A 23,461-nucleotide genomic window follows, 5' to 3' on the forward strand; every position below is an offset into this window, starting at 1 on the left:
TCCAGCGGGGCTCTGCGATAACGAGCGGTTATCGGAGACCGTCTGCCCAGGCAAGGCGGGAATCTTCACGGAGGTGCGGGGATGGCAGTGCGACTGGACGACATCGACTACTTCCTGGCCGTGGCGGAGCACGGGCAGGTCCGCCGGGCCGCGGGAGCGCTGGGCCTGTCGCAGCCGGCGCTGACCAAGGGCCTGCAGCGGCTGGAGAAGGAACTGGGCTTCCCGCTCTTCGAGCGCGGCGCGCGCGGCATGACGATGACGCCGGTGGCGGCGCAGTTCCGGCAGCGGACGAAAGCCCTGCGCGCCAGCCTGGGCGATGCGATCAAGGAGGCGGCCGACCTGCACCTGGGGGCCATGGGCCTGCTGCGGGTCGGCGTGTCGCCGCTGTACGCCCAGCAGCTGTTCGTGCCCGCCTGCCTGAAGTTGCACCAGCAGCGTCCCGCTGCGCGCCTGCGGGTCGACATCAACCTGAACGATGCCTTGATCGCGGCGCTGCGCCTGGGCGACCTGGACCTGTCCATCCACGCGATCCCGCGCGTCCTGCCGGAGGATCTGGAGGCGGTCCCCCTCATGAGCGACGACCTTTGCATGGTGGTCCGCGAGGGCCACCCGCTGCTGTCACGCCGGCGCGTGCGCCTGCAGGATCTCGTCGATGCCCAGTGGATGCTGCCCGGCCCCGGCGTTGCAGGCCGCCGCGGCGTGGAGGCGCGGCTCGCCGAAGCCGGGCTGCCGCCGCCGCGCGTCGCGGTGGAAGTGAGCAACACCGCCGGCCAGTTGAGCCGCCTGCTGGTCCACAGCGACCTGGTCTCGATCATGAGCGAGGCGATGCTGGCGGGGCGCGGCGTCACGGGGCTGGCGCCGCTGCCCTTCGCCGAGGCGCGCTTCACGCGCGCCATCGGCGCGGTCATGCGCGCGGCCCATCCACTGCCGCCCCTCGCAAGGCGATTCCTGGAGATCCTGCAGGAGGGTCGCAAGCCGGTCAGCGAGACGCCAGCGGCCGATGTGCAGGGGTTTGGCGACTGATGCCTGCAGGATGCTTGCGCCCTCAGGCTCGACGACGGCAAGGCCCATCGTGCTCCGGTGACGTTGGCGTGGAGACACACCCACCTGGATCAGCGACCCCCGCCCAAGGGCGCTGGAACGACGGACACGCCCTGGGCGATGGCCGCCGCGTGTTCGGCATCCAGGGCGCGTCGATAAGCGCGTTGTTCGCGAAGGCGTTCCCAGTACGCCGCGACGGCCGGCGTGAACCGGGGTGCCAGGCCGATGAGATCGGCGAGCATCAAGGCATATCCAACCGAGATGTCCGCTGCCGTGAAGCGGCCGGCGCACAGGTAGCTCTCCTGCGTCAATCGGGGCTCCAGGGTTCGCAACCGGGCCAGGAACCACTTCGCATAGTCTTCGGCCACGCTCGGCTGGCGGCGATCCTCCGGCTCGAAGCGCGAGTAGCGCAGCACCAGCGTCTGCGGGAACGTGAGGGTCGCCTCCCCGAAGTGCAGCATGTTCAGGAAGCTGCCGTATTCCGCGTCCCCGCGGTCAACTTCCAGCAGCGTCCCTGGAACCAGCGAGCACAGGTACTGGCAGATGGCCGCCGATTCGGTCATCCGGGTCTCCCCGTGCACGAGCAGCGGGATCGTGCCCAGCGGATTGATCTCGAGGAACGCCCGCGCATGCTGCCGTGGCGGGAACGGCAGCATGATCAGTTCATGGGGCAAGCCGAGTTCCTCGAGAGCCCAGAGGGCGCGGAACGAGCGGGCGCTGACGCAGTGATACAGGCGGATCATCCCTGCAGCATACGAAAGCCCGGGACCTGCGGAGGGACGAACTGGCTGCAGTGCATGCCAGCCGGAAAGGTCCCGGTCCTGGGATCGTGAGCGAAGAGCCGGGATGCGCGACACTGTCGCCTTCCCACCCGTCGCAACGCAAGGAGACACCCATGCCCAAGGCCTACTGGATTTCAACTTACCGGTCGATCAGCGACCCCGCTGCCGTGGCGCAATACGCCAAGCTGGCCGGCCCCGCACTCCAGGCCGCAGGCGGCCGCTTCATGGCGCGTGGCATGCCGGCGAAGGTGTACGAGATGGGCGTCGCGCAGCGCGCCGTGCTGATCGAATTCGACAGCGTCGAGCAAGCGATCGCAGCGCACGACAGCCCCGCGTACCAGGAGGCCCTGGCGGCACTCGGAAACGGCGCCGAGCGCGACATCCGCATCCTGCCCGCCGCAGAGTGATCGGCAGATGGGGGAGGCGTGAAGGAGACATCTTGACCAACGCGCATCGCGTCTACGCCATCAAGTATGGCCATCTGGAGCGCACGGCTCGTACCAACTTCATCCATCCGCCGGGCGACCACGAGGCGGCGATGCCGATGGACTACTTCCTGTGGCTGATTCTCTGCGACAGCGGCCGCACGATCGTCGTCGACACCGGGTACAACGCGCGCGCGGCACGGGAGCGCGGGCGCACGATGCTGCGGCACCCGGCGGAGGGACTCGCGCGCATGGGGGTCGACCCGCGGCTGGTGGAGGACGTGGTGATCACCCACCTGCACTACGACCACGCCGGCAATGTCGACGCGTTTCCGAAGGCCAGGTTCTGGCTGCAGGAAAGGGAAATGGAGTTCGCGACGGGCAAGTACATGTGTCGCGACTTCTTTCGCCTCGCGTACGAGCGGGAAGACATCATCGGAATGGTCAACGCCCTGTTCGACCAGCGCCTGGAATTCGTGGATGGAGATGCCGAACTGGAACCCGGCGTCACCCTGCATCGCGTGGGCGGCCACACCGCCGGATTGCAGATGGTCCGGGTCGCGACGCAAGCAGGGCCGGTCGTGCTGGCGTCCGACCTGTTCCACTACTACGCCAACCTCGAACTCGCACAACCCTTCCCCATCGTGTACAGCCCCACCGAGCTGATGGACTCGTTCGAACGCGCCAAGGCCTTCGTCAAGGACGGCGGCTGGCTGGTGCCGGGACACGACCCCCTGGTGATGAAGCGCTTCCGCCCGGAGCCGTCGGACCCCGAGTTCACCGTGCGCCTTTGGGAACCCGCCGGCTGAAGCAGAACACCGCGCTGCCGGACATCCACTTCGACACTGCCATGCAACACATCGGATTCATCGGCCTCGGCATGATGGGGCGCCCCATGGCGCATCGGCTGCACCAGGCGGGCTTCGGCCTGGCAGTGCACGATGCCAACCCGCAGACGGAGGCCGCTTTCCTGAACGATCATCCGGGCACCGTCGCCGCCGTGGGCGCCGAAACCTGCGCGGAACGCGACGCCATCGTGACGATGCTGCCGAACTCCGACGCGGTGGAAGAGGCCCTCTCCCGCGTGACGCCGCATCTGCAGCCGGGCACGGTGGTGATCGACATGAGCTCGTCGGACCCGAATCGCACGCGCCAACTGGCAGGCAGGCTTGCCGAGCGGGAGATCGTGCTGATCGATGCGCCGGTCTCCGGAGGGGTGAAGAAGGCCGCCGCCGGAACACTCGCCATCATGGTCGGCGGGAATGCCGCGGCCCACGAGCGCTCGCGCAAGCTGCTGGAGGCGATGGGGAGCAACATCACGCACGTCGGCCCCTCGGGGGCGGGACATGCGCTCAAGGCCCTGAACAATTACGTGTCGCTCGCCGGGCTCATCGCGACCGCGGAGGCAGTGCATGTGGGGCAGGCGTTCGGAATCGCGCCCGCCACCGTCGTCGACGTGATCAATGCCTCCACCGGGCGGAACAACACGACGGAGAACAAGGCTCACCAGTACATGCTGTCCCGCACTTTCGATTCGGGGTTCTCGCTGGCGCTGGCTGCCAAGGACGTCGGCATCGCAGCGGCCCTGGGCCCCTCGCTGGGGCAACCGATGGTGCTGGCGCAGCTGGTCCAGCAGATGGCCAGCGATGCTTCGTCCCGGCTCGGACCGAATGCGGACCATACCGAACTGTTCCGCTATCTCGAAAAGGACTGAAGACGTCAGCGGTCCGGTCCGAACCGCAGCCATGAATGGAAACGGTCGATTTCCTACGCTGCGCCGGCGGCAGGGTGCCTACGCTGGATCTGCAACGACAAGGAGCAAGATCATGCAGACGAGCAACATCCAGCAAAGCATCAGTTCGATCGAGGAGTGCGCTGACGAAGCCAAGCGGGCAGCGGCCTCCGCACCGGGCGACCTGAAGCAATCCGTGGAGCAACTCCATCAGCAGGCCCGGCAGGCGCAGCAGGCTTGCAGCAGCAACGCCAGCCAGCAGCAGGGTGACGCCTCCCAATTGCGGGAGCCGGTCATGCAACTCGAGCAGGCTGCGGACCGGGCGATGCAGGCCTGCCGCAACGCCGGCAATGTGGATCCGCAGTTGCAGCAGGCCATCCAGCGCGCGCACCAGCAGGCGTCGAGTCTCAAGAAGCAGCTGCAAATGGGTTGATCGAGTACGGTCCGGCCCCTGCCGGACCGACTGCCTGCGCGCGGCCGCTCGTGCCTCCAGCTGGAGGAGAGACCTTGCGTCGCAGTCGCGAAAGCGCGATAGAAGGCCGTGCCGCGCGGTTCTGCTGTCGTACCGGTCGCTTGTCGCACTCGCCCGATAATCCGCCGGATGAACCAGGTGATCTCCGGCGAGCGTGCGACCCGTGAGCCAGGGCATCCGTCTTCCCTGTGATGAAGCCGCGGCGCGCCGCGGTGAGTGCCTGTCCGCCTGCACTGCGGGCCAGAAGCGCTGGGTGCTGGCCGCTTCCATCCTCGGTTCCAGCCTCGCATTCGTCGACGGCACGGTCGCGAACGTGGCGGTGCCGGCGATCCAGCATGGGCTGTCGGCCACCGTCTACGAGGCCCAGTGGGTCATCGAAGCCTACGCCCTCCTGCTGGGCGCGCTCCTGCTGGTGGGCGGCTCCCTGGGCGACCTGCACGGGCGGCGGCGCGTCTTCCTGGCCGGCGTCGGCCTGTTCGGCCTGGCGTCGCTCGCGTGCGCCCTGTCGCAGACGGTGCACCAGCTCATTGCAGCGCGCGCCGCGCAGGGTGTCGGCGGCGCGCTGCTGGTGCCGGGGAGCCTCGCCTTGATCAGTGCGACGTTCCCGCAGGACGAGCGTGGCAAGGCGTTCGGCACATGGGCCGGATTCACCGGCGTCACTTCGGGCGGCGGACCCCTGGTGGGCGGATGGCTGATCGATCACTACTCGTGGCACTGGGCGTTCGCCGTCAACGTGCCGCTGGCGCTGGTGGTGCTCGGCATCACCTGGGCGCGCGTGCCGGAGAGCCGCGACCCGGCGAAATCGGGCACGAAGCTCGACACGCCCGGTGCCTTGCTTGCGACGCTCGGGCTCGGTGGCATCGTCTTCGCGTTCATCGAGGCGCCGACGCGGGGCTGGCGCTCGATGGCGGTGCTGCTGGCCCTCGTCGTGGGCATCGCCTCGCTCGCGGCCTTCATTCGCGTCGAGCGTGCGCGGCCCTCGCCGATGCTGCCGCTGCACCTGCTGCGCAACCGCAACTTCGCCGGTGCCAACCTGCTCACCTTGCTGCTGTATGCGGCCCTGGGCGGCGGCCTGTTCTTCCTGCCCTTGAACCTGATCCAGGTGCAAGGCCTGTCGGCCACGGCCGCGGGTGCGGCCCTCCTGCCCTTCATCGTGATGATGTTCGCCCTCTCGCGCTGGGCCGGCGGACTGGTGGAGCGGTACGGGGCGCGCCTTCCCCTGGTCGTGGGCCCGCTGATCGCCGCCGGCGGCTTTGCGCTGCTGGCGCTCGCGGGCGTGCACGCGAGCTACTGGAGCGCCTTCCTGCCCGGAATCTCCGTCATGGGCCTCGGCATGGCCGTCGCCGTCGCACCCCTCACGACGACGGTGATGAACGCGGTGGGACCCGAGGTCTCGGGCACGGCCTCGGGCGTGAACAACGCCGTGTCGCGCGTCGCGGGCCTGCTGGCCGTCGCCGTCTTCGGCTACCTGATGGCCTCCATCTTCGAGCCGCGGCTGCAGCAGGCCCTCGTTTCTTCGGGCTTGCGCGGCGACGTTGCCGATGGCATCTGGTCACAGCGCGCCAGCCTGGCGGCGATCGCGTTGCCGCAGGAGTTGCCGGCGGCAGCGGCGGCGGCCGCGCGCGATGCCGTTCACGCGTCGTTCGTGGCGGGCTACCACTGGATCATGGCCGTGAGCGCCGCGCTGGCGCTGGCGAGCGCCGTGGTCGCTGCGGTGTGGATCGAGCCACGGCAGGGCGGGGAGGGTGCCGGGACGCAGTAGCATCCGGCGCCGCAGAGGCGGCCCGGATGCCGACTGTGACCGAGTGCCTGGATCGCGGAGGATCCAGGGCCGGGTCGCCGTCAATGGATGAGGGTGATCGGGAGTGTCGCCGACCCACCGAGATCCGGGCTGCTCGAGAACGCACGCACGCTCGCGGGCGGCGTACTCCACGTGCCGTCGGAATTGCTGGGGTCCTTCGCGCCGCCGCTGCCCAGGCGCAGGTTCACGCTCCAGGTGTTGGAAGCACCGAGGACCACGGTACCGACCACGCAGTCCGGAACGGTCGCCGTTCCGTCGCAGCTTCGACCTGCGGAAGGCCCTTTGGCGAAGGTGCCGCTCGTGTAGGCGACGACGATCGTCTGGCCGGCATGGACCCGGTCCGTCCCGACCACCGTCCAGATTCCGAACTTGGGGGTGTAGTTGGCCCGGACCAACGCGATGGCCTCCTCGGCGACTGCCGCCCCCGAACCCCCGCCGACGTTCGTGGGAGGAACATCGGCGTCGTCGACGAAGTTGATCGGGAACGTGGCCGACCCGCCCAGATCCGGAGCAGTCGACGAGGCACGCAGGCTCGTGGGCCGCGTACTCCACGTGCCGTCCGAATTGCCGGGGTCCTTCGCGCCGCCGCTGCCCAGGCGCAGGTTCAGGCTCCATGTGTTGGATGCACCCAGAAGCACGGTACCGACCACGCAATCCGGAATGGTCGCCGTTCCGTCGCAGCTTCGACCTGCGAACGGCCCTTTGGCGAAGGTGCCGTTCGCGTAGGTGACGACGATCGTCTGGCCGGCATGGACCCGGTCGGTCCCGACCACCGCCCAGATTCCGAACTTGCGGGTGTAGTTTGCCCGGAGGAAGGCAAGGGCCTCGCTGGCCACCGCCGCCACCGAACCCTTGCCGACGTTGGTGGAAGGAACACCTGCGTCGTCGACCACCCGGTAGCCGAAGCTGAAGTTGCCGACGCGCGGAGGCACGAAGCTGAGGAGCCCGTTCACCGGCGAGGGCTTCGGTCCCAGCGCCACCGGCCAGTCGGTGATCTCCGCATGGTGCACGGTGTTGTTGCCATCCGGGTCGGTGGCGCCGGTCAGCAGGTTCATGGTCACGGGCCGGGCGGCCACGGCGCCGGTCGAGGCGCTGCCTGCCAGCGGCGGATCGTTCGGCGGCGGCACGACGACGGGCGGCCCGCCGGCGGAGCCGGAGCGGAAGGTCGGCACGCCCACGGAGGCCACGTACTCCACGCCTTCCCAGGACGGCAGCGGCGTGGGCATCAGCAGGAACTGGCCGGGCCGCTCGATGTCCCAGCGCAGCAGCATCGAGTTGTCCTCATGCTGCGTGTTGTGGCAGTGCTCCATGTACGTGCCGGCGAATTCGCGGAAGTGGATCGCGAGTTGCACGCTGCGGGTGCTGGCGTCCTCGCTGCCGATGCGGTAGACGTCCTTGCGGGCCCACTTCTCCCATTCGGGCGGCTCCATGCCGCCACGCTGCAGGATGATGCCTTCCTCGAAGTGCACGTGCACGGGGTGGCTCCAGCCGCCGCCGGTCTTGAGTTCCCACACTTCCAGGGTGCCCTGGCCTTCGTAGCCGCCCGGCGTCGGGCCGTTGGCGAGTTGCGCCGCGGCGTCGATGCGGCGAATGTCGGCCGTGTACGCCAAGCCCTCGTCGGTCTGGATCGTCCACGGGCTCTCGTCCGTGCCGGTGTTCCTGCCGAAGTGGAAGGCGCGGTGGCGCGCGTTGGCCAGCTTCGCGAGCATGGCGGGATCCGAGCGGTCCAGCCACAGGGGCACCATCTTCTTGCCTGCTGCCTTGCCGGGTTTGGCCGGCTCGTAGTCGGCGGGGTTCATGCTCGCATCGAGACCGGCGTAGGGCTGCACCACCATCTGCATCACCAGGCCGACACCCGGATCGCCGTCGCGCCAGCGCCGGTCGACGCCGTCCTTGCGCTCGATGACGGCCTTGTAGGTCTCGTTCAGCACGGACTCGAGTGCCACCGTCGCGTTCACGCCGACGCCGGTGTCGTGCTCCAGCAGGTTGACCAGGTACAGCCTGGTGCCCGCCGCGTATTTCGAGAAGTCCACCACGATGTCGTAGCGCTCGGCGATGCCCTGCAGGGGCAGCACGCCATTGTGTTCGGCCGCATCGCCGTCGTGGTCCAGGTCCATCGTGCCGTCGAAGGGCACCGCATGCTCCATGACGTTGCCGTCGTTGGCGACCATGTGGAAGGGCGCGCGCTGGTACGACTTGCCGGAGCCCACCGGCCCCGGCATCGGGCAGGTGGTTTCGCCCGTGCATTCGGCCACCAGCGCGAACTCGAAGAAGCGCGAGACGGAGCCGTTCAGGATGCGGAAGCGGTACCTGCGCGCCCGCACGTCCAGGACCGGCGCCCACTGCCAGTTCACCAGCACGCGGTCGCCGATGAAGCCATCCAGGTTGAACGGATTGAACCAGAGCTGCCCCTGCCTGTCCCAGGCCTTGTCGGCGATCAGCAGGTTCACGTCGTAGTCGCGGTTGCCCCAGGGCAGCGCGGAGCCGGAGGGCAGGCGCAGGCTCACACCGTCGGCGATGGCCTCGTTGCCGCGATCGAGCGCCGAGTAGTAGTTCATCATCGCGGCGTTGCCCTTGTAGACGTTCTGCGCCGTGAAATCGAACATGTGGTCGTGGAACCAGTGCGTGGACATCGTCTCGCGCCAGTCGCCGCGGATGTTGATGCGCCCCTGGTCGCAGGTCTTGCGGCTGGCCGTCATGTCGTTGACCCACAGCGTCTCGCCCGGCGCGCACGGGAAGGCGGCGCGCGAGTCGGTGGCGGCGGTATTGATGCTGTCGTAGCCGGCCAGCTGGATCGGCCAGCGGTAGTCGTAGAACTGGCCGGGGAAGAAGAAGGCGTTGGCGAAGCCGTCGCTCTCGGCCGGGTTGTGGCCGTTGTGCTCGTGGGTGGTGATCGTGTGCAGGCCGAACCCGTGGTTGGCCGCGGGATCGATGGGCAGGCCGTTGTAGTGCCGCATGAGCACCGGCTGGCCGTAGCGCACCATGAGCAACTTGGGCGGGAACGTGCCGTCGAAGGTCCACACCGACTTGTGATCCTGCACCGGCATCTTCGGGTGGATCCGTACGGGGATGCCCCGGGTCGTGCCGTCGAACTGCGGGTTGGTGTCGTCCGCGGTGTTGTAGTACAGCCCGCCCGGGCCGAACTCTCCCACCTTGTATTCGTGCATCTGCCGGGCGTCGCGAACGCCGTTGTTGGTGCGCGCACCCGCCTGCACGGTCTTGAAGTACGCCTGCGGGTAGAACTCGTTCCAGCGCTGGTGCGCCCATCCCTCGCCCGGCGGGCGGCCCTCGGCGGGTGCCTCCGCCAGGAAGCGATCCAGGAACAGTTCCACCTCGGGTTTCCAGGGATTGGACCAGGAGGTGTTCGCCTGCCGCGTGGGGAAGGGATGCAGTCCGGTCTGTGCGAGGAACGCGTCGAGCTCGGCGGAGTCGGGGCCGCTGCGCGCCACATTGCCGGGGTCCTGTTGCGGCGCCGGCCCCTTCCGGGGCTGCGGGAAGGGCAGGGTGCCGGCCTGCTGGTTCGGGTCGAGCCGTTCGGTGCCGAACTCTTCGAACATCAGCAGCTTCTGCGTCCAGGGCGTGGCGCCGAACAAGGAGCTGGGAAAACCGTTGCTCGGATAGTTGCGCGAGGTCAGGTCGACCGGCGCGAGCGCTCCGCCGCTGTTCACTTCCTCCTTGGTGAGATAGCTGCCGCCCGGCACTTCCATCGATCCGTAGACCGGGGTGGGCGCGAGCTTGAGCGCGTCGATCGACAGCACAGGGTTGTCGGATTGGGGACGGTAGTACCCCGGGTCCGTCGGCGGCGGTTCTTCGAACGTGTCCACGTCGTCCGAAGCCAGGCTCACGTTCAGGGTGAGGGAGCCGATCGCGGCCGCGCATGTGGCGGTGAATGCGAACCAGGCCCTGTGCGCGGGTCCTTTGACCCGCTGCGTCCGTGCATCGTCCTTCATACTGCCCCCTAGCGACAAGGGATAGAAGCGCGCGATGTGCATCGCCTCTGCAGATACCTGCAGGCTGCGGGGATGCACCGAACGTGCCTGCGTGCGGACCTTTGGTTTAAGCAGTAATTCTTGTGAAGTAGTAGACAGAGGGGCGCAGGTTCGCCGACCGTGCGATCGGCACGTTCTGACCTTCGTTCGTCGGGTCCATCGAGGAGAAGGCCGTGAGCCCGCTCCATCGGAACTCCGGTGCCGGCACCATCGGCACCTTGGGGCCTGAATCCTCCCACTTCCGGGGGAAAATCCCCGCCACGTTTGGGGGGAACTGACCCCGAATGCGGGGGTTGGGCGACACGAGAGGCGCCTGCATCGCGCCATGCGGCGCCAGCCGACCTAGCTCCCGCCAGCCGCCTGCGCCTGCCGGCGGAAACAGCCCACGGCATGATCGTCGACGATGCCGACTGCCTGCATCCAGGCATACACGATCACGGGGCCGACGAACTTGAAGCCGCGGCGCTTCAGTTCCCTGGAGATCTCCGATGACTTCGGCGTGCTCACGGGCACCTGCCGGCCGTCACCCCGGAGCACCTGGCCTGCGGTGAAGGACCAGCAGAAGGCGGCGAAGTCCTCGCCGGTCTCGCGCATGCGGCAATAGATCCTGGCGCCCTCGATCGCGGCCTCGATCTTGGCGCGCGAACGGATGATTCCCGGGTCGGCCAGGAGCTGCGTGACGCGGCTCTCGCCGAAGCGCGCCACCTTCTCCGGGTCGAAGCCGGCGAAGGCCTGCCGGAAAGCCTCGCGCTTGTGCAGGACGGTGCGCCAGGACAGTCCCGCCTGGAAGCCCTCGAGCATCAGCATTTCCCACAGCATGCGCGGATCGTGCTGGGGCACGCCCCACTCCTCGTCGTGGTAGCGCGCCATCAGCGTGTCGTCGCCTTCGGCCCAGGCGCAACGATGGGGGCGGGCGGCGCTCATGGCCAGCTACATGTCCAGGCCATGCTCCTTCGCGACGGCCAGGTTGCGCGCGTCGGCGCGCTGCAGTGCGGGACGCGCGGAGAGGCGGTCGCTGTAGGCGACGAAGGCGGGCCGCGCCTCCAGCATTCCGAAGCGCAGCAGGTAGCGCAGCGTCCCGCCGAAGATCGCGTCGGCCATCGAGAAGTGATCGCCGAGGAGGAACTCGCGCCCGCTGACCGCGGATTCCATCGCACGCAGCATCGATGCATGGTCGCCCCAGCCTGCCTGGAAGGGCTTGAACTCCCAGTTCGCGGCCTTGGCCATGGAGCCGGGCTCGATCACCGACGGCGCGAAGAAGGACCAGCGCAGGTAGGTCGCGCGCGCCGGATCGTCCGGTCGCGGCGCCAGGCGACCGAGCGCGTACCGGTCCGCCAAGTACAGCCCGATGGCCGCCGACTCCGTGGCGACGGCCTCGCCGTCGACGAGGATCGGGAGCTTGCCCATCGGATTCAGCTCAAGGAGTTCTCTGGACTTCTGGTCCCCCTGCCGGATGTCCACGAAACGAAGCTCGTACGGAACACCGAGTTCCTCGAGCATCCAGACGACGCCCGCCGCGCGGGAGAAGGGGTGGTGATGAAGCACGATCGCCATGCGGTGAGCTCCCTGTGGGTGGACGCAGTCTAGCGGCTCGCGCGCGGCCTCTGCCCGATCAGCAACAAGGACCCGCGCCATCGACGTCCTCGATGGCGTAGGAAAGCCCGTCGGGTGTCACGTGCACCGGCGGCGCGAGGCGGTGGGACGCGCATTCATTGCGGCCCATGATGTGCGTCACCCGCCAACCGCAGTACAGCATCACGTCGGCGATGAGCCGCCGGTGGCAGCGCCACCACAACAGCTCGGAGCACATGATCGCCGTCCTGCCGGCCGTGGCCACGTGCATCAGCGAATGCAGGCCCTGCGCAAACTCCTCCGATCGCAGGTACTGCGCGTACGCCCGGAACGACGGATGCCGCCATGCACTGCCCTCCGGTTCCAGCAGGTCCGGCCGCCGGCGCCCGCCGAGCTCGGCGAACCAGTGGTAGGCGATGCCATGTGCCTCCAGGGAGGAAGCCAGCGCGTCGGCGCCGAACTGCGGATGGCGGCGCGAGCCCGGAAAGCGCCGGACGTCGGCGATGCAGTCGATGCCGTTGGCGTCCAGGAGGTCCAGGAACGCAGGAAGGGGGTGCGTGGAATGACCGATGGTCCAGACCTCGGCCTCGGGCACTGCCGCAGGGGCCAAGCTCGGGGATCCGTCCTGATCTTGCGCTGGCGAGCCATCCATGGGCGCATGGTAAGAGGGCAGGAGGGGGAGAGGGAGGGAGACCCGTTTCTGCCTGCGACGTGCCGGCCCCTGTGCAGAATGGTGGCCATGTTCCGCCACCTCGTCGTCCTCGCCGCGCTGAGCGTTTCGGCAGCCGCCTGGGCTTTCGACCTGCAGGGCCACCGCGGCGCCCGCGGGCTGCGGCCGGAAAACACCTTGCCGGCCTTCGAGCACGCGCTCTCGATCGGTGTGGACACCCTGGAGCTGGATGTGGGCGTCACTGCGGACGACGTCGTGGTGATCTCGCACGATCCGTTCCTCAATCCGCTGATCGCGCGCGACGCCTCGGGCCAATGGTTGCCCGGCCCGCGCGGCCCGCTGTTGCGCGAGCTCACGCTGGCGCAGGTCCAGAGCTTCGACGTCGGCCGCATCCAGCCTGGCACCGCGTATGCGAAGACCTTCGAGACGCAGCAAGCCGTCGACGGCACCCGCGTGCCCACGCTCGCGCATCTGTTCGATGCCGTGAAGGCGCGCCATGCCGATGCCGTGCGTTTCAACATCGAGACGAAGACCGATCCGACGCAGCCCGGCGAGACCGTCTCGCCCGAGGCCATGACCCGGCGCCTCCTGCAGGTGGTGAACGACGCCGGCATGGCCTCGCGGGTGAGCATCCAGAGTTTCGACTGGCGCACGCTGCAGATCGTGCAGCAGCTCGCGCCGGCGATCCCCACGGTCTACCTCACGGTGCAGTCCCCCGGCAACGACAACACCCGCGACGGCACGTGGACGGCGGGAATGAGGTTCGCCGACCACGGCAGCGCGCCGAAGATGGTCCAGGCCGCGGGCGGCAAGGTCTGGTCGCCCAACCAGGGAGCGCTCACCGAGGCCCTGGTCAGGCAGGCGCAGGCGCTCGGCCTGAAGGTGATCCCCTGGACGGTGAACGACCCCGCCGTCATCGATCGCCTCATCGGCTGGGGCGTGGATGGCGTCATCAGCGACTACCCGGACCGGGTGCGCGAGGTGATGGCACGACGGGGTCTCGCGCTGCCTGCCCCGGTGCGGTGACGTGAGTGCCGTGCGACGCGCGCGTCAGCTGCGCGTCCACACCGCCAGCACGAGTGCCGCAGCAAGCAGCCAGCCCAGCGTTGCCCCGCCCAGGGTGGCCAGCAGGGTGGTCCGCACGCTCAGGACGTAGACGAGCCCCAGGTAGACCGCGTAGGGGAACAGCGACCACAGCCCGAACAGCGCCGTCTGCCGCAGGTCCGCGGCGGAGCGCTCGCTGCCGACGATGTAGTGGGCGATCAGCGCGAAGGTCGGGAACAGCGGCACCATGCCGGCGATGTAGAAGCTGCGCGACTTCGACAGCAGCGCGATCAGCAGGACGGCGGCGGCACCGATCAGCGCCTTGAGCACGAGGGACAGGGGCATGGCCTCGCTCGGACCTCGCTATTCGACCTCGCCGCCGGAGGACTGCATCTCCAGGATCGCCTCCAGCTGGGGACTCATGGGCAGGTCGAGGCTGACGTCCGACCCGGGCAGCCGGCGCAGGAACCAGCGCTCGTAGCGGCGTTCCAGCTCGCGATCGTCGGCCAATTGCCGGAAAGTTCGCGCGACGAGCTCCGCGAGTTGCGCATCGCCCTTGCGGTACATGAGGCTGTAGGGCTCGTACGAGAGGAACTCGCCCACCACCTCGAATTCACCCTGGCGCCTGTTCAGCGCTACCAGGCCATGCAGCAGCACGTCGTCGGTCGCGAACACGTCCACCTGGCCGCTGGCGAGCTGCTCGAAGGATTGCGCATGATCGGCCGCCGTCGACAGCAGCATGGGAACCTGGAACTTGCGCACGATCTCCTTCATTGCGGCCTCGTTGGTGGTGCCGGCGGTGACCACCACGCGCTTGCCGGCGAGATCGCGGAACGAGCGGATGGGGCTGCCCTTGCGCACCAGCAGCTTGGTGCCCGCGACGAAGATGACCGGCGAAAAGGCGACCAGCTTCTTGCGCTCGACGTTGCTGGTGGTGGAGCCGCATTCGAGGTCGACCTGCCCCTGGGTCACGGCGGGGATGCGCGTCTCGGAAGTCACCGGCAGCCACTGGATGCCGGGCGCACGGCCGACGGCCTCGCCGATCGCGTCGACCAGCAACTTGCACAGGTCGATCGAATAGCCGATGGGTTCGCCGCGGGTCGAGAGATAGGAAAAGGGAACCGAAGCCTCGCGGTAGCCGAGGGTGATGCTCCCCGTGTTGCGCACTTTCGCGAGCGTGCCCGTGAGCGCGATGGGCGACGTTTCGGTCTGCGCCGCGCCGAGGCTGGCCGTGCAGGCCAGCAGCGTGGCAAGCAGCAGCGAGGTCCACGGCTTCATGGACGCCTCACTCCGCAATCGCGTGCGCCGGCTGCGCCGCTTCCGCCTCGATGGCCTGCAGGTGCGCCTGCGCCTCCGTCTCGGTCATGAGCGCGCCTTCCCATTTCGCCACGACGGCCGAGGCGATCGAGTTGCCCACCGCGTTGGTCGCGGAGCGGCCCATGTCCAGGAAGGTGTCGACGCCGAGAATGAGCAGCAGGCCGGCCTCCGGGATCGCGAAGTGGTTGAGCGTCGCGGCGATCACCACCAGCGAGGCGCGCGGTACGCCCGCCATCCCCTTCGAGGTGAGCATGAGGATCAGCAGCATGGTGACCTGCGTGCCGATCGGCAGGTCGATGCCGTAGGCCTGCGCGACGAAGAGCACCGCGAAGGTGCAGTACATCATCGAGCCGTCCAGGTTGAAGGAATAACCCATCGGCATCACGAAGGCCGAGACCTTGCGGCGCACGCCGAAGCGGTCCAGCGCATCGAGGATCTTCGGGTACGCCGCCTCGGAGCTCGCGGTGGCGAAGGCGAGCAGGAAGGGCTCGCGCATCAGCAGCATGAGCCTGAGCACGCGCGGCCCCAGGAACACGAAGCCGGCGGCGATGAGCAGGGACCACAGCAGGATGAGCCCCAGGTAGAAGTCGCCCATGAACACGGCGAACTTCAGGAGGATGCCCAGTCCATTGACGGCCACCGTCGCCGCCATGGCCGCGAGCACCGCGAGCGGCGCGAGCTTCATCACGTAGCCGGTGATCTTGAGCATGGCGTGCGAGAGCTCGTCGATCGCGTGGATCAGCGTCTTCGCCTTCTCGCCCAGGGCCGAGAGCGCGACGCCGAAGAACATCGAGAACACCACGATCTGCAGGATCTCGTTGTTGGCCATGGCCTCGAAGAAGGAGCGCGGCACGAGGTGGCTGATGAAGTCCTTGAGCGTGAACTTGGAGGTGGCGAGGTTCGCCGACGTGCTGGCGTCCGGCAGCGGGAGCCCGATGTTCACGCCGGGCTGCAGCAGGTTGGCCAGCACCAGCCCCAGCATCAGCGAGACGAGCGAGGCGGTCAGGAACCAGGCCAGCGCCTTGCCGAAGACGCGCCCCACCGAGGCCGCGTCGCCGATGTGCGCGATGCCGACGACCAGCGTGGAGAACACGAGCGGGCCGATCAGCATCTTGATCAGGCGCAGGAATACGTCCGACACGATGGAGATGTAGCCGGCGATCTCCGCCGCCACCTTGCGGTCCGGAAACTCCACGTAAACGGCGTAGCCGAGTGCGATGCCCGCCAGCATGGCGATGAAGATCCACGCGGCCGCCGGCAGCTTCCTGCGTGGCACGGCAGGTTCGACCCTGGATCCGGAATACACGGTCTCGGCCATCTGTTTCCTGCACTTTCTTCGTCGATGGGGAATTATCGCGATGCGCAGCAGGCCTGCGCACACCTCGATCATGCGTTTCCTGGGGCCATCCAGGTGTGACGGAGCTTGTCTCCTTTCGCCGACGATGCCTTTGCCCGGGCGCAGGGCGGCTGCTATCTTCGCTCGCTCGAAGAGAGGAAGGAGTGGACATGGCCGTCTCGCCCGTTGCGAGCCAGCGGAGCTTGCCCGTGCGGGGGGCCGCCAGGCTGCTGCCTGCCTTGCTGCTCGCCCTGTTCGTGGCGGGATGCTCCACCACCCCCGATGGCAGCCGCCCCGGGCCGGATCCCGGTGCAGTGACCAGGCCGGCGGAGGGCACCGGGCCCGAGCCCGGTGCAGTGACGAAGCCCGCGGAGGCCGAACTCGGGCGCGGACGGGCTTCCTGGTATGGGCCGGGCTTCCACGGCAAGCGCACGGCGAGCGGCGAGCGCTTCGACATGAACGCGCTGACCGCCGCGCACCGGAGCCTGCCCTTCGGCACCCGCGTGCGCGTGCGCAACGCCCAGAATGGCCGCGAGGTCGTGGTCCGCATCAACGACCGCGGCCCCTGGATTGCCGAGCGCATCATCGATGTGAGCAAGGCCGCGGCCGTGGCGCTCGGCCTGCTGCAAGCCGGCGAAGCGCCGGTCGTCCTGTTCGGCCTCTGACCTGATGTCGCGCCCGCATCGGGGGCGCTTACTCCGGCCGGAAACCGACCGACTTCAGCACGGCGCCCACGCGCTCGTAGTCGCTGTGCAGTTCGCGCGCCAGGTCCTCGGTGCTGCGCGGCCCGCCGGCCTCGAAGCCGGTCTCGAGCAGTTTCGTGCGCAGGGCCGCATCGGCCAGCACCTTCAGCGTCGCCGCGCGGATGCGCGCCTGCGTGGCCGCGGGCACTTCGGGTGCCGTCCACAGGCCCAGCCAGGCGGTGGCCTCCATCTGCGGGTAACCCGCCTCGCGGAAGGTCGGCACCGCGGGCAGTTGCGGCACGCGCTGCGGCGTGCTGACCGCCAGCACCTTCAGCTTGCCGCCGCGCACCAGCGGCAGCGAGGTGGCCAGGCCGTCGAACATCAGCGGCACGTGCCCGCCCATCACGTCGGCGAGCGCCGGCGTCGACCCCTTGTAGCCCACGTGCAGCAGCTCGATGCCGGCGGCGCGGTTCAGGATCACGCCGAGCACGTGCGACATGGTCCCGGGGCTGTACGAGGCGTAGCTCAGCTTGCCCGGATGGGCCTTGGCATAGGCCACCAGCTCCGGCACCGTCGCGGCCGGGACCGAAGGATGCGCCACCAGCACGAGGCCGCCGCGGGCCAGTTCGGCCAGCGGCCGCACCGCCTTGGCCATGTCCCAGCGCAGCTTCACGATGTGCGGGATCTCGCTCACCAGCGAATTCACGCCCACCAGCAGCGTGTTGCCATCCGCCGTCGCCTGCAGCAGCTCGCCGACGGCGATCGCGCCGGCGGCACCGGGCTTCGGGTCGACGATGACGGGTCGCCCCAGTTCGCGCGACAGCGGCTCGGCCACCAGGCGCGCCACGATGTCCGCGCTGCCGCCGGCGGGCCCGGCGACGAGCAGCCGCAGGGGCCGCGCGGACGCGTCCTGCGCGGCGGCCCAGGGGCTCGCCAGCGCGCCGGCGGCCAGGGCCAGCCAGGCGCGGCGGCGCAGGGAAAGGGAATGCGGTCGTTGCATGGGGTTCTCCAGTGTAGGCTTGCGCTCAGGAAGTTGCGCGCAGGTAGACGAGGACGAGGCCGGCGAGGAACAGGGTCTCGCCCAGCATCAGCAGCACCGGCCGCCAGCCCACCGTGACGAGTTCGCGCAGATGCGTCTTCATGCCGATGCCGGCGATGGCGGCCAGCAGGCACCAGCGCGAAAGCTCGCTGCCCGCCACCTGCGCGGCGGACGGGATCCAGCCGAAGCTGTTGATCGCCACCAGCAGGGCGAAACCGAGCGCGAACCCGGGCAGCAGCGGCGGCCGCTCGCCCTGCGCCGCGCCGGCGCGGCTGCCCAGCGCCACCAGCACGATCACCGGCAGCAGCGTGGCCACGCGCATCAGCTTGACCAGCGTGGCGGCGTCGCCGGCGGGTGTGGAAATGCTGTAGCCGGCGCCGACCACCTGGGCGACGTCGTGGATGGTGGCGCCGAGGAACAGGCCCGCCTGCGCATCGGAGAGTCCCAGCCAGCCGGTGAGCACCGGATACAGCACCATGGCGAGGGTGGAGAGCGCGGAGACGCCGATCACGGTGAACAGGGTCGCGCGTTCCTTCAGCGGATGCGGCGACAGCGCGGCCGAGAGCGCCAGCGCGGCCGATGCGCCGCAGATGGCGGTGGCGCCGCCGGTCAGCAGCCCGAAGCGGGCATCGAATCCGAGCACGCGGGCGGCCAGCACCGAGACGGCGATCGTGGCCGCCACCCCTCCCACCACCAGGGCCGCCGGCTCCCAGCCGAGCGCCACCACCTGGGCACCGGTGATGCGCAGTCCGAGCAGGGCGATGCCCACGCGCAGGACCTGCCGCGCGGCGAACTCGATGCCGGCCCGGCACGCGCCGTCGGCGGACAGGAAGTTCATCGCCATGCCGAGCAGCAGCGCGAACAGCATCACCGGGCCACCGTAGTGGTCCGACAGGAAGGCGGAGGCCGCGCCCACCACCGCGCAGGCGATCAGGCCGGGCGAGACGGCGCGCACGGCATCGCCGATGCCGCCCGCGGAAAAGGCCGCCAGCTGCGCGCGCATCACGCCGCCTGCAGCTGGCCGGACAGCAGGTGTTCGCCGAAGCGCTCGCGCAGCACGCCCTTGAGCATCTTGCCGGTGGCACCGAGCGGGATCGCGTCGACGAAGACGACGTCGTCGGGCATCCACCAGCGGGCGATCCTGCCTTCGAACGAGGCCAGCAGCTGCTCCCGGGTGAGCGAGGCTCCCGGCTTCTTCACGATCACCAGCAGCGGCCGCTCGTCCCACTTCGGATGGCGCGCCGCGATGCAGGCTGCCATGGCCACGTCAGGGTGCGCCATGGCGATGTTCTCCAGGTCGATGGAGCTGATCCACTCGCCGCCGGACTTGATCACGTCCTTGCTGCGGTCGGTGATCTGCATGAAGCCGTCGGCATCGATGGTGGCGACGTCGCCGGTGGGGAACCAGCCGTCCACCAGCGGATCGCCGCCGTCGTCCTTGAAGTAGCGCGAGATCACCCACGGCCCGCGCACCATCAGCTCGCCGGCGCTGCGGCCGTCGTGCGGCAATTCCTTGCCGTCGGTCCCGGTGATCTTCAGGTCGACGCCGAACACCGCGCGGCCCTGCCGGGCCTGGATGGCCAGGCGCTCCTCGGCCGGCAGCGCCGCCTGGCGCGGCTTGAGCGTGCAGACGGTGCCGATCGGGCTGATCTCCGTCATGCCCCAGGCGTGCAGCACGGTGACGTCGTGCCGCTCCTGGAAGGCGCGCATCATGGCCGGGGGACAGGCCGAGCCGCCGATCACCGTGCGTCGCATGGTGGAGAAGCCGAGGTCGTGCGCGTCCACGTGCGCCAGCAGCCCCTGCCAGACGGTGGGCACGCCGGCGGACAAGGTGACGCCTTCGGCCTCGAACAGCTCGTACAGGCTGCGGCCGTCGAGGAAGGGTCCGGGCAGCACCAGCTTGGCCCCCACCATGCAGGCCGCGTACGGCAGGCCCCAGGCGTTGACGTGGAACATCGGCACCACGGGCAGGATGGTGTCGCGCGCGGAGCAGTTCAACGCGTCGGGGAGCGCACTGGCGTACGTGTGCAGCAGCGTCGAGCGGTGGCTGTAGAGCGCGCCCTTCGGGTTGCCCGTGGTCCCCGAGGTGTAGCACAGCGACGAGGCCGTGTTCTCGTCGAACACCGGCCATTCGAACCGGTCGGACTGGGTCGCGAGCAGGTCCTCGTAGCACAGGAGCCCGGGCAGGGTGCTTTGCGTCGGCAGGTGCGCGCGGTCGGTCATGGCGACGAAGCTGCGCACCGTGCGCAGGCGCGGCGCGGCCGCTTCCACCAGCGGCAGGAAGCTGAGGTCGAAGAACAGCACTTCGTCCTCGGCGTGGTTCGCGATCCACACCAGCTGGTCCGGATGCAGCCGCGGATTGAGCGTGTGCAGCACCGCACCCGACCCCGACACGGCGTAGTACAGCTCCAGGTGGCGGTAGCCGTTCCAGGCCAGGGTGGCCACGCGACCGCCGGCCGGCACGCCGAGCGCCGCGATGCCGTTGGCCAGTTGCCGCGTGCGGGCCGCCATGTCGCGGTAGGTGTAGCGGTGGATGTCGCCTTCGACGCGACGGGAGACCACCTCCTGCTCGCCGTGGTGCCGCTCGGCATGCGCGAGCAGGGAGGAAACCAGCAGCGGCTGCTGCATCATCGATCCGAACATGATTGTTCTCCGGGGGGGGGATTCAGGCCTGCGCCGTGCGCAGGGCGTGCGGCAGCGGCGCCGCGGGAGCTTCGGACGCGCGGCCCATGTCTTCGACATAGGTGCGCGCGGCCGCGAGGAAGGCGGCGGCGGCCGCCAGGGCGAAGCAGGGGATGCAGGCCAGCGCGGCTTGCAGGCCCCAGAGGTCGGACACCGTGCCGGCCAGGACCGGCCCGAGCGCCAGCCCGAACAGGTTCTGGAACAGCGCGAGCACCGAGGAGCCGGTGGCCCGCACGCCGGGATGGACGACGTCGATCACGATGGCCGCGACCGGGCCGACCGTGCAGGTCATGAGGAAGCTGCCGAGTGCGATCAGCGCGAGCTGCCCCTGCGCACCGAAGCCAGCACCGGCGCCGAAGGCGAAGGACAGCACGGCGAGCGAGGCGACGCACATCAGCGCCATCGCCTGCAGGCGTGCGACCGGCCGCCGCTTGCCGGCGCGGTCCGCCACCGCGCCCCAGACCACGCTGCCCAGGGCGCCGCACAGCACCACCAGGGCGGCCTGCCGCGCGGCCTGCTCCGGCGCGACCCCGTGCACGCGATTCAGGAAGCTGGGCATCCAGGACCACACCGCCGACACCACCACCAGCTGCGCGGCGCCGCCGATGCACACCCACAGCAGCGTGCGCGAGCGGGTGAGGGACTGCGTCACGTGGCGCGCCGCATGCGCGCTGCTGCGCGTCGCCTGCGTCAGCACCGGAGTGAGGCGCACCGTCCGGTAATCGCGCACCAGCAGGTAGAGGGCGGCCAGCACCAGCCCGGGCACGCCGACGACGCCGAAGGCGGCCTTCCAGCCCCAGTGCGCGGCGATCGCCCCGCCCAGCACCACGCCCAGCACCGAGCCGACCGAAGCGCAGGCGAAGAAGCCGGCCAGCAGCGCGCCGCGCATGCGCTCGGGGAAGTGGCTGGCGATCAGCGCGGCACCCACGGAGCCGTAGCCCGCCTCGCCCAGGCCCACCAGCGAGCGGGCCGCCAGCAGCGCGCCGTAGCTGCGCATGAACATGCAGGAGAGGGTGGCCGCGCTCCACACGGCCGCCATGGCCGCGATGCTGCGCACGCGGCTCACGCGGTCGGCGAACAGCGCCACCGGCAGCGCGCCCAGCGCCACCGTCACGGAAACGACCGAAACCAGCGAGCCGAGCTGCACGTCCGACAGGCCCCATTCGTTCTTCATGTACGGGAACAGCGAGACGATCACCTGGCGGTCGATGTAGTCCATCAGCATCAGGGCGACGGTCATGGCGTAGGCGAACCAGGCGGCGCCCTTGCCGGCGAGGTAGTCCTGCGCGCCGGTCCGCGCGGCGGGGATGGCGTGCGTGTTCATGGCATCAGCACGGTGGCGCCGGTGGTGCGGCGGGATTCGAGGGCCCGGTGCGCCTCGGCGGCATCGGCCAGCGGGTAGACGCGGCTCGGCTCGCTGCGGATGCGGCCGGCCAGCACGTGGTCGAAAAGCTCGCGCGCCATCTCCAGCATGTGCGCGCGCGGCGTGGCGTAGTGCACCATCGCAGGCCGCGTGACCCACAGCGAGCCCTTCATGGCCAGCAGCGTGGTGTCGATGTTCACCGGGCCCGAGCTGGTGCCGTTGCTCACCAGCGTGCCGCGGGGCTGCAGGCTGGCTAGGGAGGCCATCAGCGTGTCGTGGCCGACGGAGTCGTACACCACCGGCACGCCCAGGCCGTCCGTGATCTCGCGCACGCGGGCGGCGATGTCCTCGCGCGAGGTGACGATCACGTGTTCGCAGCCGTGGGCACGGGCGATCTCCGCCTTCTCGTCGGTGCTGGCCGTGCCGATCATGGTGACGCCCAGCGCCCTGGCCCATTGGCAGGCGATCAGGCCGACACCGCCCGCGGCGGCGTGGTACAGGATGGTCTCGCCGCCCTGCAAGGGGTAGACCTGGCGGAACAGGTACTGCACCGTCAGGCCCTTCATCATCAGCGTCGCCGCGGTGCTGTCGGAGACGCCGTCCGGCAGCGGGATCAGCACCTCGGCCGGCATGACGCGGGCGCTGGCATAGGCGCCCTGCGGGCCCAGCAGGTAGCCGACGCGGTCGCCGGGCTTCAGGCCGGTGACGCCGGGGCCGACGGCCTCGACCACGCCGACCGCGTCGGAGCCGAGTCCGCTGGGGAGCGCGGCCGGATAGCGGCCGGTGCGAAAGTAGATGTCGATGAAGTTGACGGCCACGTAGCTGTGGCGCACGCGCGCCTGCCCGGGGCCGGGCTCGCCGACGTCGATTCCTTCGTGCCGCAGCACGTCGGCGCCGCCGGTCTTATAGAAGCGGATGGCATGGTCCATGGTGTTTCCTCAGGAGGCCCGTGCGCCCAGGCGCGCGAGCAGTTCGTCGGCCGCGTGCCACGGCCCGAAGCCGGATGCGGGGTTCAGGTGGCCGACCGGGCCCAGGTCCACCAGCGCCGCACCCCAGTCGCGCGCCAGTTCGCCCACGCGCGAGAACGCCGCGAGCGGATCGTTGCGGCTCGCCGCCACGATGCCGGGGAAGGGCAGCGGCTGGCGCGGCACCGGCAGCCAGCCGTGTTCGCGCAGCGCGGTCGCCTGGGGATAGCCGGCCGGCAGGGGCTTCTCGAAATCGGGCGGCGTGACGAGCAGCGCACCCTGCACCGCGCAAAGCGTGCGCAGCGCCCAGTGCACCACCACCATGACACCGGCGCTGTGGGCGACGATGACGATGGGGCCCTCGATGCTGCGCGCCGCATGTTCCACCACCGTCATGCGGGCTTCGAGATCCAGGTCGTCGCGGCCCATGGGCGGGACCATGAACGCGCGCGGCAGCCGGGCCGCCAGCAGGGTCTGCCAGTGATCCTCGACGTGATCGCGCAGGCCCGGCACGAGCAGCACGGTCGCGGGAGAGCTGGTGGCCATGG

The 23,461-nt window shown here is 69.5% G+C and carries 22 protein-coding genes; 8 read left to right on the forward strand and 14 right to left on the reverse strand.

Annotated features, from left to right (window positions below; all coding sequences use genetic code 11):
* Positions 1–81: 81 nt before the first annotated feature.
* Positions 82–1,023 carry a LysR family transcriptional regulator gene (locus JI746_RS03080; protein ID WP_201687333.1) on the forward strand — a complete coding sequence of 314 codons (942 nt, stop codon included), beginning with the start codon at positions 82–84 and terminating at the stop codon, positions 1,021–1,023.
* An 89-nt stretch (positions 1,024–1,112) separates the two neighbouring features.
* On the opposite strand, the gene JI746_RS03085 is transcribed toward JI746_RS03080, so the two are convergent.
* Positions 1,113–1,784 (reverse strand): glutathione S-transferase family protein, encoded by a 672-nt coding sequence (locus JI746_RS03085; protein WP_201687334.1) that lies wholly within the window; start codon positions 1,782–1,784, stop codon positions 1,113–1,115.
* A gap of 152 nt (positions 1,785–1,936) precedes the next feature.
* Between JI746_RS03085 and JI746_RS03090 the strand changes: the two genes are divergently transcribed.
* From JI746_RS03090 to JI746_RS03110, 5 genes are all read left to right on the forward strand, one after another.
* Complete coding sequence (locus JI746_RS03090; RefSeq protein ID WP_201687335.1) at positions 1,937–2,230, forward strand: DUF1330 domain-containing protein; 294 nt, start codon at positions 1,937–1,939, stop codon at positions 2,228–2,230.
* A 32-nt stretch (positions 2,231–2,262) separates the two neighbouring features.
* Positions 2,263–3,057, forward strand: a complete 795-nt coding sequence (locus JI746_RS03095) for an N-acyl homoserine lactonase family protein (protein WP_201687336.1) — start codon at positions 2,263–2,265, stop codon at positions 3,055–3,057.
* 41 nt (positions 3,058–3,098) lie between these two features.
* Entirely contained in the window at positions 3,099–3,962 is an 864-nt protein-coding gene (locus JI746_RS03100; protein WP_201687748.1) for an NAD(P)-dependent oxidoreductase, read from the forward strand.
* 112 nt (positions 3,963–4,074) lie between these two features.
* Positions 4,075–4,413 carry a hypothetical protein gene (locus JI746_RS03105; RefSeq protein ID WP_201687337.1) on the forward strand — a complete coding sequence of 113 codons (339 nt, stop codon included), beginning with the start codon at positions 4,075–4,077 and terminating at the stop codon, positions 4,411–4,413.
* A gap of 292 nt (positions 4,414–4,705) precedes the next feature.
* Positions 4,706–6,214 (forward strand): MFS transporter, encoded by a 1,509-nt coding sequence (locus JI746_RS03110; protein ID WP_330892927.1) that lies wholly within the window; start codon positions 4,706–4,708, stop codon positions 6,212–6,214.
* 80 nt (positions 6,215–6,294) lie between these two features.
* Here JI746_RS03110 and JI746_RS03115 read toward each other — a convergent pair whose 3' ends face one another.
* The 4 genes from JI746_RS03115 to JI746_RS03130 all read right to left on the reverse strand — a co-directional run bounded on the left by JI746_RS03115 (position 6,295) and on the right by JI746_RS03130 (position 12,466).
* On the reverse strand, positions 6,295–10,098 hold the full coding sequence (locus JI746_RS03115; RefSeq protein WP_330892928.1) for a multicopper oxidase domain-containing protein: 3,804 nt from the start codon (positions 10,096–10,098) through the stop codon (positions 6,295–6,297).
* A 486-nt stretch (positions 10,099–10,584) separates the two neighbouring features.
* Entirely contained in the window at positions 10,585–11,166 is a 582-nt protein-coding gene (locus tag JI746_RS03120) for a DNA-3-methyladenine glycosylase I (protein WP_201687339.1), read from the reverse strand.
* A gap of 6 nt (positions 11,167–11,172) precedes the next feature.
* Positions 11,173–11,796: a glutathione S-transferase family protein gene (locus JI746_RS03125; RefSeq protein ID WP_201687340.1), complete on the reverse strand. Its 624-nt coding sequence runs from the start codon at positions 11,794–11,796 to the stop codon at positions 11,173–11,175.
* A gap of 58 nt (positions 11,797–11,854) precedes the next feature.
* Positions 11,855–12,466: a DUF488 domain-containing protein gene (locus tag JI746_RS03130; protein WP_201687341.1), complete on the reverse strand. Its 612-nt coding sequence runs from the start codon at positions 12,464–12,466 to the stop codon at positions 11,855–11,857.
* A gap of 87 nt (positions 12,467–12,553) precedes the next feature.
* Here JI746_RS03130 and JI746_RS03135 point away from each other — a divergent pair, with 87 nt between their 5' ends.
* The gene (locus JI746_RS03135) at positions 12,554–13,510 is read left to right on the forward strand and encodes a glycerophosphodiester phosphodiesterase (protein ID WP_201687342.1); all 957 of its coding nucleotides are present in this window, start codon (positions 12,554–12,556) and stop codon (positions 13,508–13,510) included.
* A 24-nt stretch (positions 13,511–13,534) separates the two neighbouring features.
* Here the strand turns inward: JI746_RS03135 and JI746_RS03140 are convergent, their stop codons facing one another.
* The 3 genes from JI746_RS03140 to JI746_RS03150 are packed head-to-tail and all read right to left on the reverse strand — an operon-like array spanning position 13,535 to position 16,163.
* On the reverse strand, positions 13,535–13,873 hold the full coding sequence (locus JI746_RS03140; protein ID WP_201687343.1) for a GlpM family protein: 339 nt from the start codon (positions 13,871–13,873) through the stop codon (positions 13,535–13,537).
* An 18-nt stretch (positions 13,874–13,891) separates the two neighbouring features.
* Positions 13,892–14,806 (reverse strand): amino acid ABC transporter substrate-binding protein, encoded by a 915-nt coding sequence (locus JI746_RS03145; protein ID WP_201687344.1) that lies wholly within the window; start codon positions 14,804–14,806, stop codon positions 13,892–13,894.
* Positions 14,807–14,813: 7 nt separating this feature from the next.
* A complete protein-coding gene (locus JI746_RS03150) occupies positions 14,814–16,163 on the reverse strand; it encodes a dicarboxylate/amino acid:cation symporter (protein WP_201687345.1) in 1,350 nt (449 codons plus the stop codon).
* Positions 16,164–16,351: 188 nt separating this feature from the next.
* Here JI746_RS03150 and JI746_RS03155 point away from each other — a divergent pair, with 188 nt between their 5' ends.
* Entirely contained in the window at positions 16,352–16,846 is a 495-nt protein-coding gene (locus tag JI746_RS03155; RefSeq protein WP_201687346.1) for a septal ring lytic transglycosylase RlpA family protein, read from the forward strand.
* A 28-nt stretch (positions 16,847–16,874) separates the two neighbouring features.
* Here JI746_RS03155 and JI746_RS03160 read toward each other — a convergent pair whose 3' ends face one another.
* The 6 genes from JI746_RS03160 to JI746_RS03185 are packed head-to-tail and all read right to left on the reverse strand — an operon-like array spanning position 16,875 to position 23,459.
* Positions 16,875–17,864 carry a Bug family tripartite tricarboxylate transporter substrate binding protein gene (locus JI746_RS03160; protein WP_201687347.1) on the reverse strand — a complete coding sequence of 330 codons (990 nt, stop codon included), beginning with the start codon at positions 17,862–17,864 and terminating at the stop codon, positions 16,875–16,877.
* 25 nt (positions 17,865–17,889) lie between these two features.
* Positions 17,890–18,906, reverse strand: coding sequence for a YeiH family protein (locus tag JI746_RS03165; protein WP_201687348.1), 1,017 nt, complete (start codon positions 18,904–18,906; stop codon positions 17,890–17,892).
* A complete protein-coding gene (locus JI746_RS03170) occupies positions 18,906–20,546 on the reverse strand; it encodes a 3-(methylthio)propionyl-CoA ligase (protein WP_201687349.1) in 1,641 nt (546 codons plus the stop codon). Before JI746_RS03170 ends, JI746_RS03165 begins: the two co-directional genes overlap by 1 nt.
* Before the next feature lie 22 nt (positions 20,547–20,568).
* Complete coding sequence (locus JI746_RS03175) at positions 20,569–21,909, reverse strand: MFS transporter (protein WP_201687350.1); 1,341 nt, start codon at positions 21,907–21,909, stop codon at positions 20,569–20,571.
* Positions 21,906–22,877, reverse strand: coding sequence for a quinone oxidoreductase family protein (locus tag JI746_RS03180; RefSeq protein WP_201687351.1), 972 nt, complete (start codon positions 22,875–22,877; stop codon positions 21,906–21,908). The genes JI746_RS03175 and JI746_RS03180 overlap by 4 nt, the downstream gene beginning before the upstream one ends.
* A 9-nt stretch (positions 22,878–22,886) precedes the next feature.
* The gene (locus JI746_RS03185; protein WP_201687352.1) at positions 22,887–23,459 is read right to left on the reverse strand and encodes an RBBP9/YdeN family alpha/beta hydrolase; all 573 of its coding nucleotides are present in this window, start codon (positions 23,457–23,459) and stop codon (positions 22,887–22,889) included.
* Positions 23,460–23,461: the final 2 nt, after the last annotated feature.

Source organism: Ramlibacter alkalitolerans, from assembly GCF_016722765.1.
GTDB classification, from domain to species: Bacteria; Pseudomonadota; Gammaproteobacteria; order Burkholderiales; family Burkholderiaceae_C; genus Ramlibacter; species Ramlibacter alkalitolerans.

What these genes read in the sequence shown, in the direction of transcription:
- JI746_RS03080 (WP_201687333.1), top strand. Translation starts at nt 82, where the DNA reads ATGGCAGTGCGACTGGACGACATCGACTACTTCCTGGCCGTGGCGGAG.
- JI746_RS03085 (WP_201687334.1), bottom strand. Translation starts at nt 1,784, where the DNA reads ATGATCCGCCTGTATCACTGCGTCAGCGCCCGCTCGTTCCGCGCCCTC.
- JI746_RS03090 (WP_201687335.1), top strand. Translation starts at nt 1,937, where the DNA reads ATGCCCAAGGCCTACTGGATTTCAACTTACCGGTCGATCAGCGACCCC.
- JI746_RS03100 (WP_201687748.1), top strand. Translation starts at nt 3,099, where the DNA reads ATGCAACACATCGGATTCATCGGCCTCGGCATGATGGGGCGCCCCATG.
- JI746_RS03105 (WP_201687337.1), top strand. Translation starts at nt 4,075, where the DNA reads ATGCAGACGAGCAACATCCAGCAAAGCATCAGTTCGATCGAGGAGTGC.
- JI746_RS03120 (WP_201687339.1), bottom strand. Translation starts at nt 11,166, where the DNA reads ATGAGCGCCGCCCGCCCCCATCGTTGCGCCTGGGCCGAAGGCGACGAC.
- JI746_RS03125 (WP_201687340.1), bottom strand. Translation starts at nt 11,796, where the DNA reads ATGGCGATCGTGCTTCATCACCACCCCTTCTCCCGCGCGGCGGGCGTC.
- JI746_RS03130 (WP_201687341.1), bottom strand. Translation starts at nt 12,466, where the DNA reads ATGGATGGCTCGCCAGCGCAAGATCAGGACGGATCCCCGAGCTTGGCC.
- JI746_RS03135 (WP_201687342.1), top strand. Translation starts at nt 12,554, where the DNA reads ATGTTCCGCCACCTCGTCGTCCTCGCCGCGCTGAGCGTTTCGGCAGCC.
- JI746_RS03140 (WP_201687343.1), bottom strand. Translation starts at nt 13,873, where the DNA reads ATGCCCCTGTCCCTCGTGCTCAAGGCGCTGATCGGTGCCGCCGCCGTC.
- JI746_RS03145 (WP_201687344.1), bottom strand. Translation starts at nt 14,806, where the DNA reads ATGAAGCCGTGGACCTCGCTGCTGCTTGCCACGCTGCTGGCCTGCACG.
- JI746_RS03150 (WP_201687345.1), bottom strand. Translation starts at nt 16,163, where the DNA reads ATGGCCGAGACCGTGTATTCCGGATCCAGGGTCGAACCTGCCGTGCCA.
- JI746_RS03155 (WP_201687346.1), top strand. Translation starts at nt 16,352, where the DNA reads ATGGCCGTCTCGCCCGTTGCGAGCCAGCGGAGCTTGCCCGTGCGGGGG.
- JI746_RS03160 (WP_201687347.1), bottom strand. Translation starts at nt 17,864, where the DNA reads ATGCAACGACCGCATTCCCTTTCCCTGCGCCGCCGCGCCTGGCTGGCC.
- JI746_RS03165 (WP_201687348.1), bottom strand. Translation starts at nt 18,906, where the DNA reads ATGCGCGCGCAGCTGGCGGCCTTTTCCGCGGGCGGCATCGGCGATGCC.
- JI746_RS03170 (WP_201687349.1), bottom strand. Translation starts at nt 20,546, where the DNA reads ATGTTCGGATCGATGATGCAGCAGCCGCTGCTGGTTTCCTCCCTGCTC.
- JI746_RS03175 (WP_201687350.1), bottom strand. Translation starts at nt 21,909, where the DNA reads ATGAACACGCACGCCATCCCCGCCGCGCGGACCGGCGCGCAGGACTAC.
- JI746_RS03180 (WP_201687351.1), bottom strand. Translation starts at nt 22,877, where the DNA reads ATGGACCATGCCATCCGCTTCTATAAGACCGGCGGCGCCGACGTGCTG.
- JI746_RS03185 (WP_201687352.1), bottom strand. Translation starts at nt 23,459, where the DNA reads ATGGCCACCAGCTCTCCCGCGACCGTGCTGCTCGTGCCGGGCCTGCGC.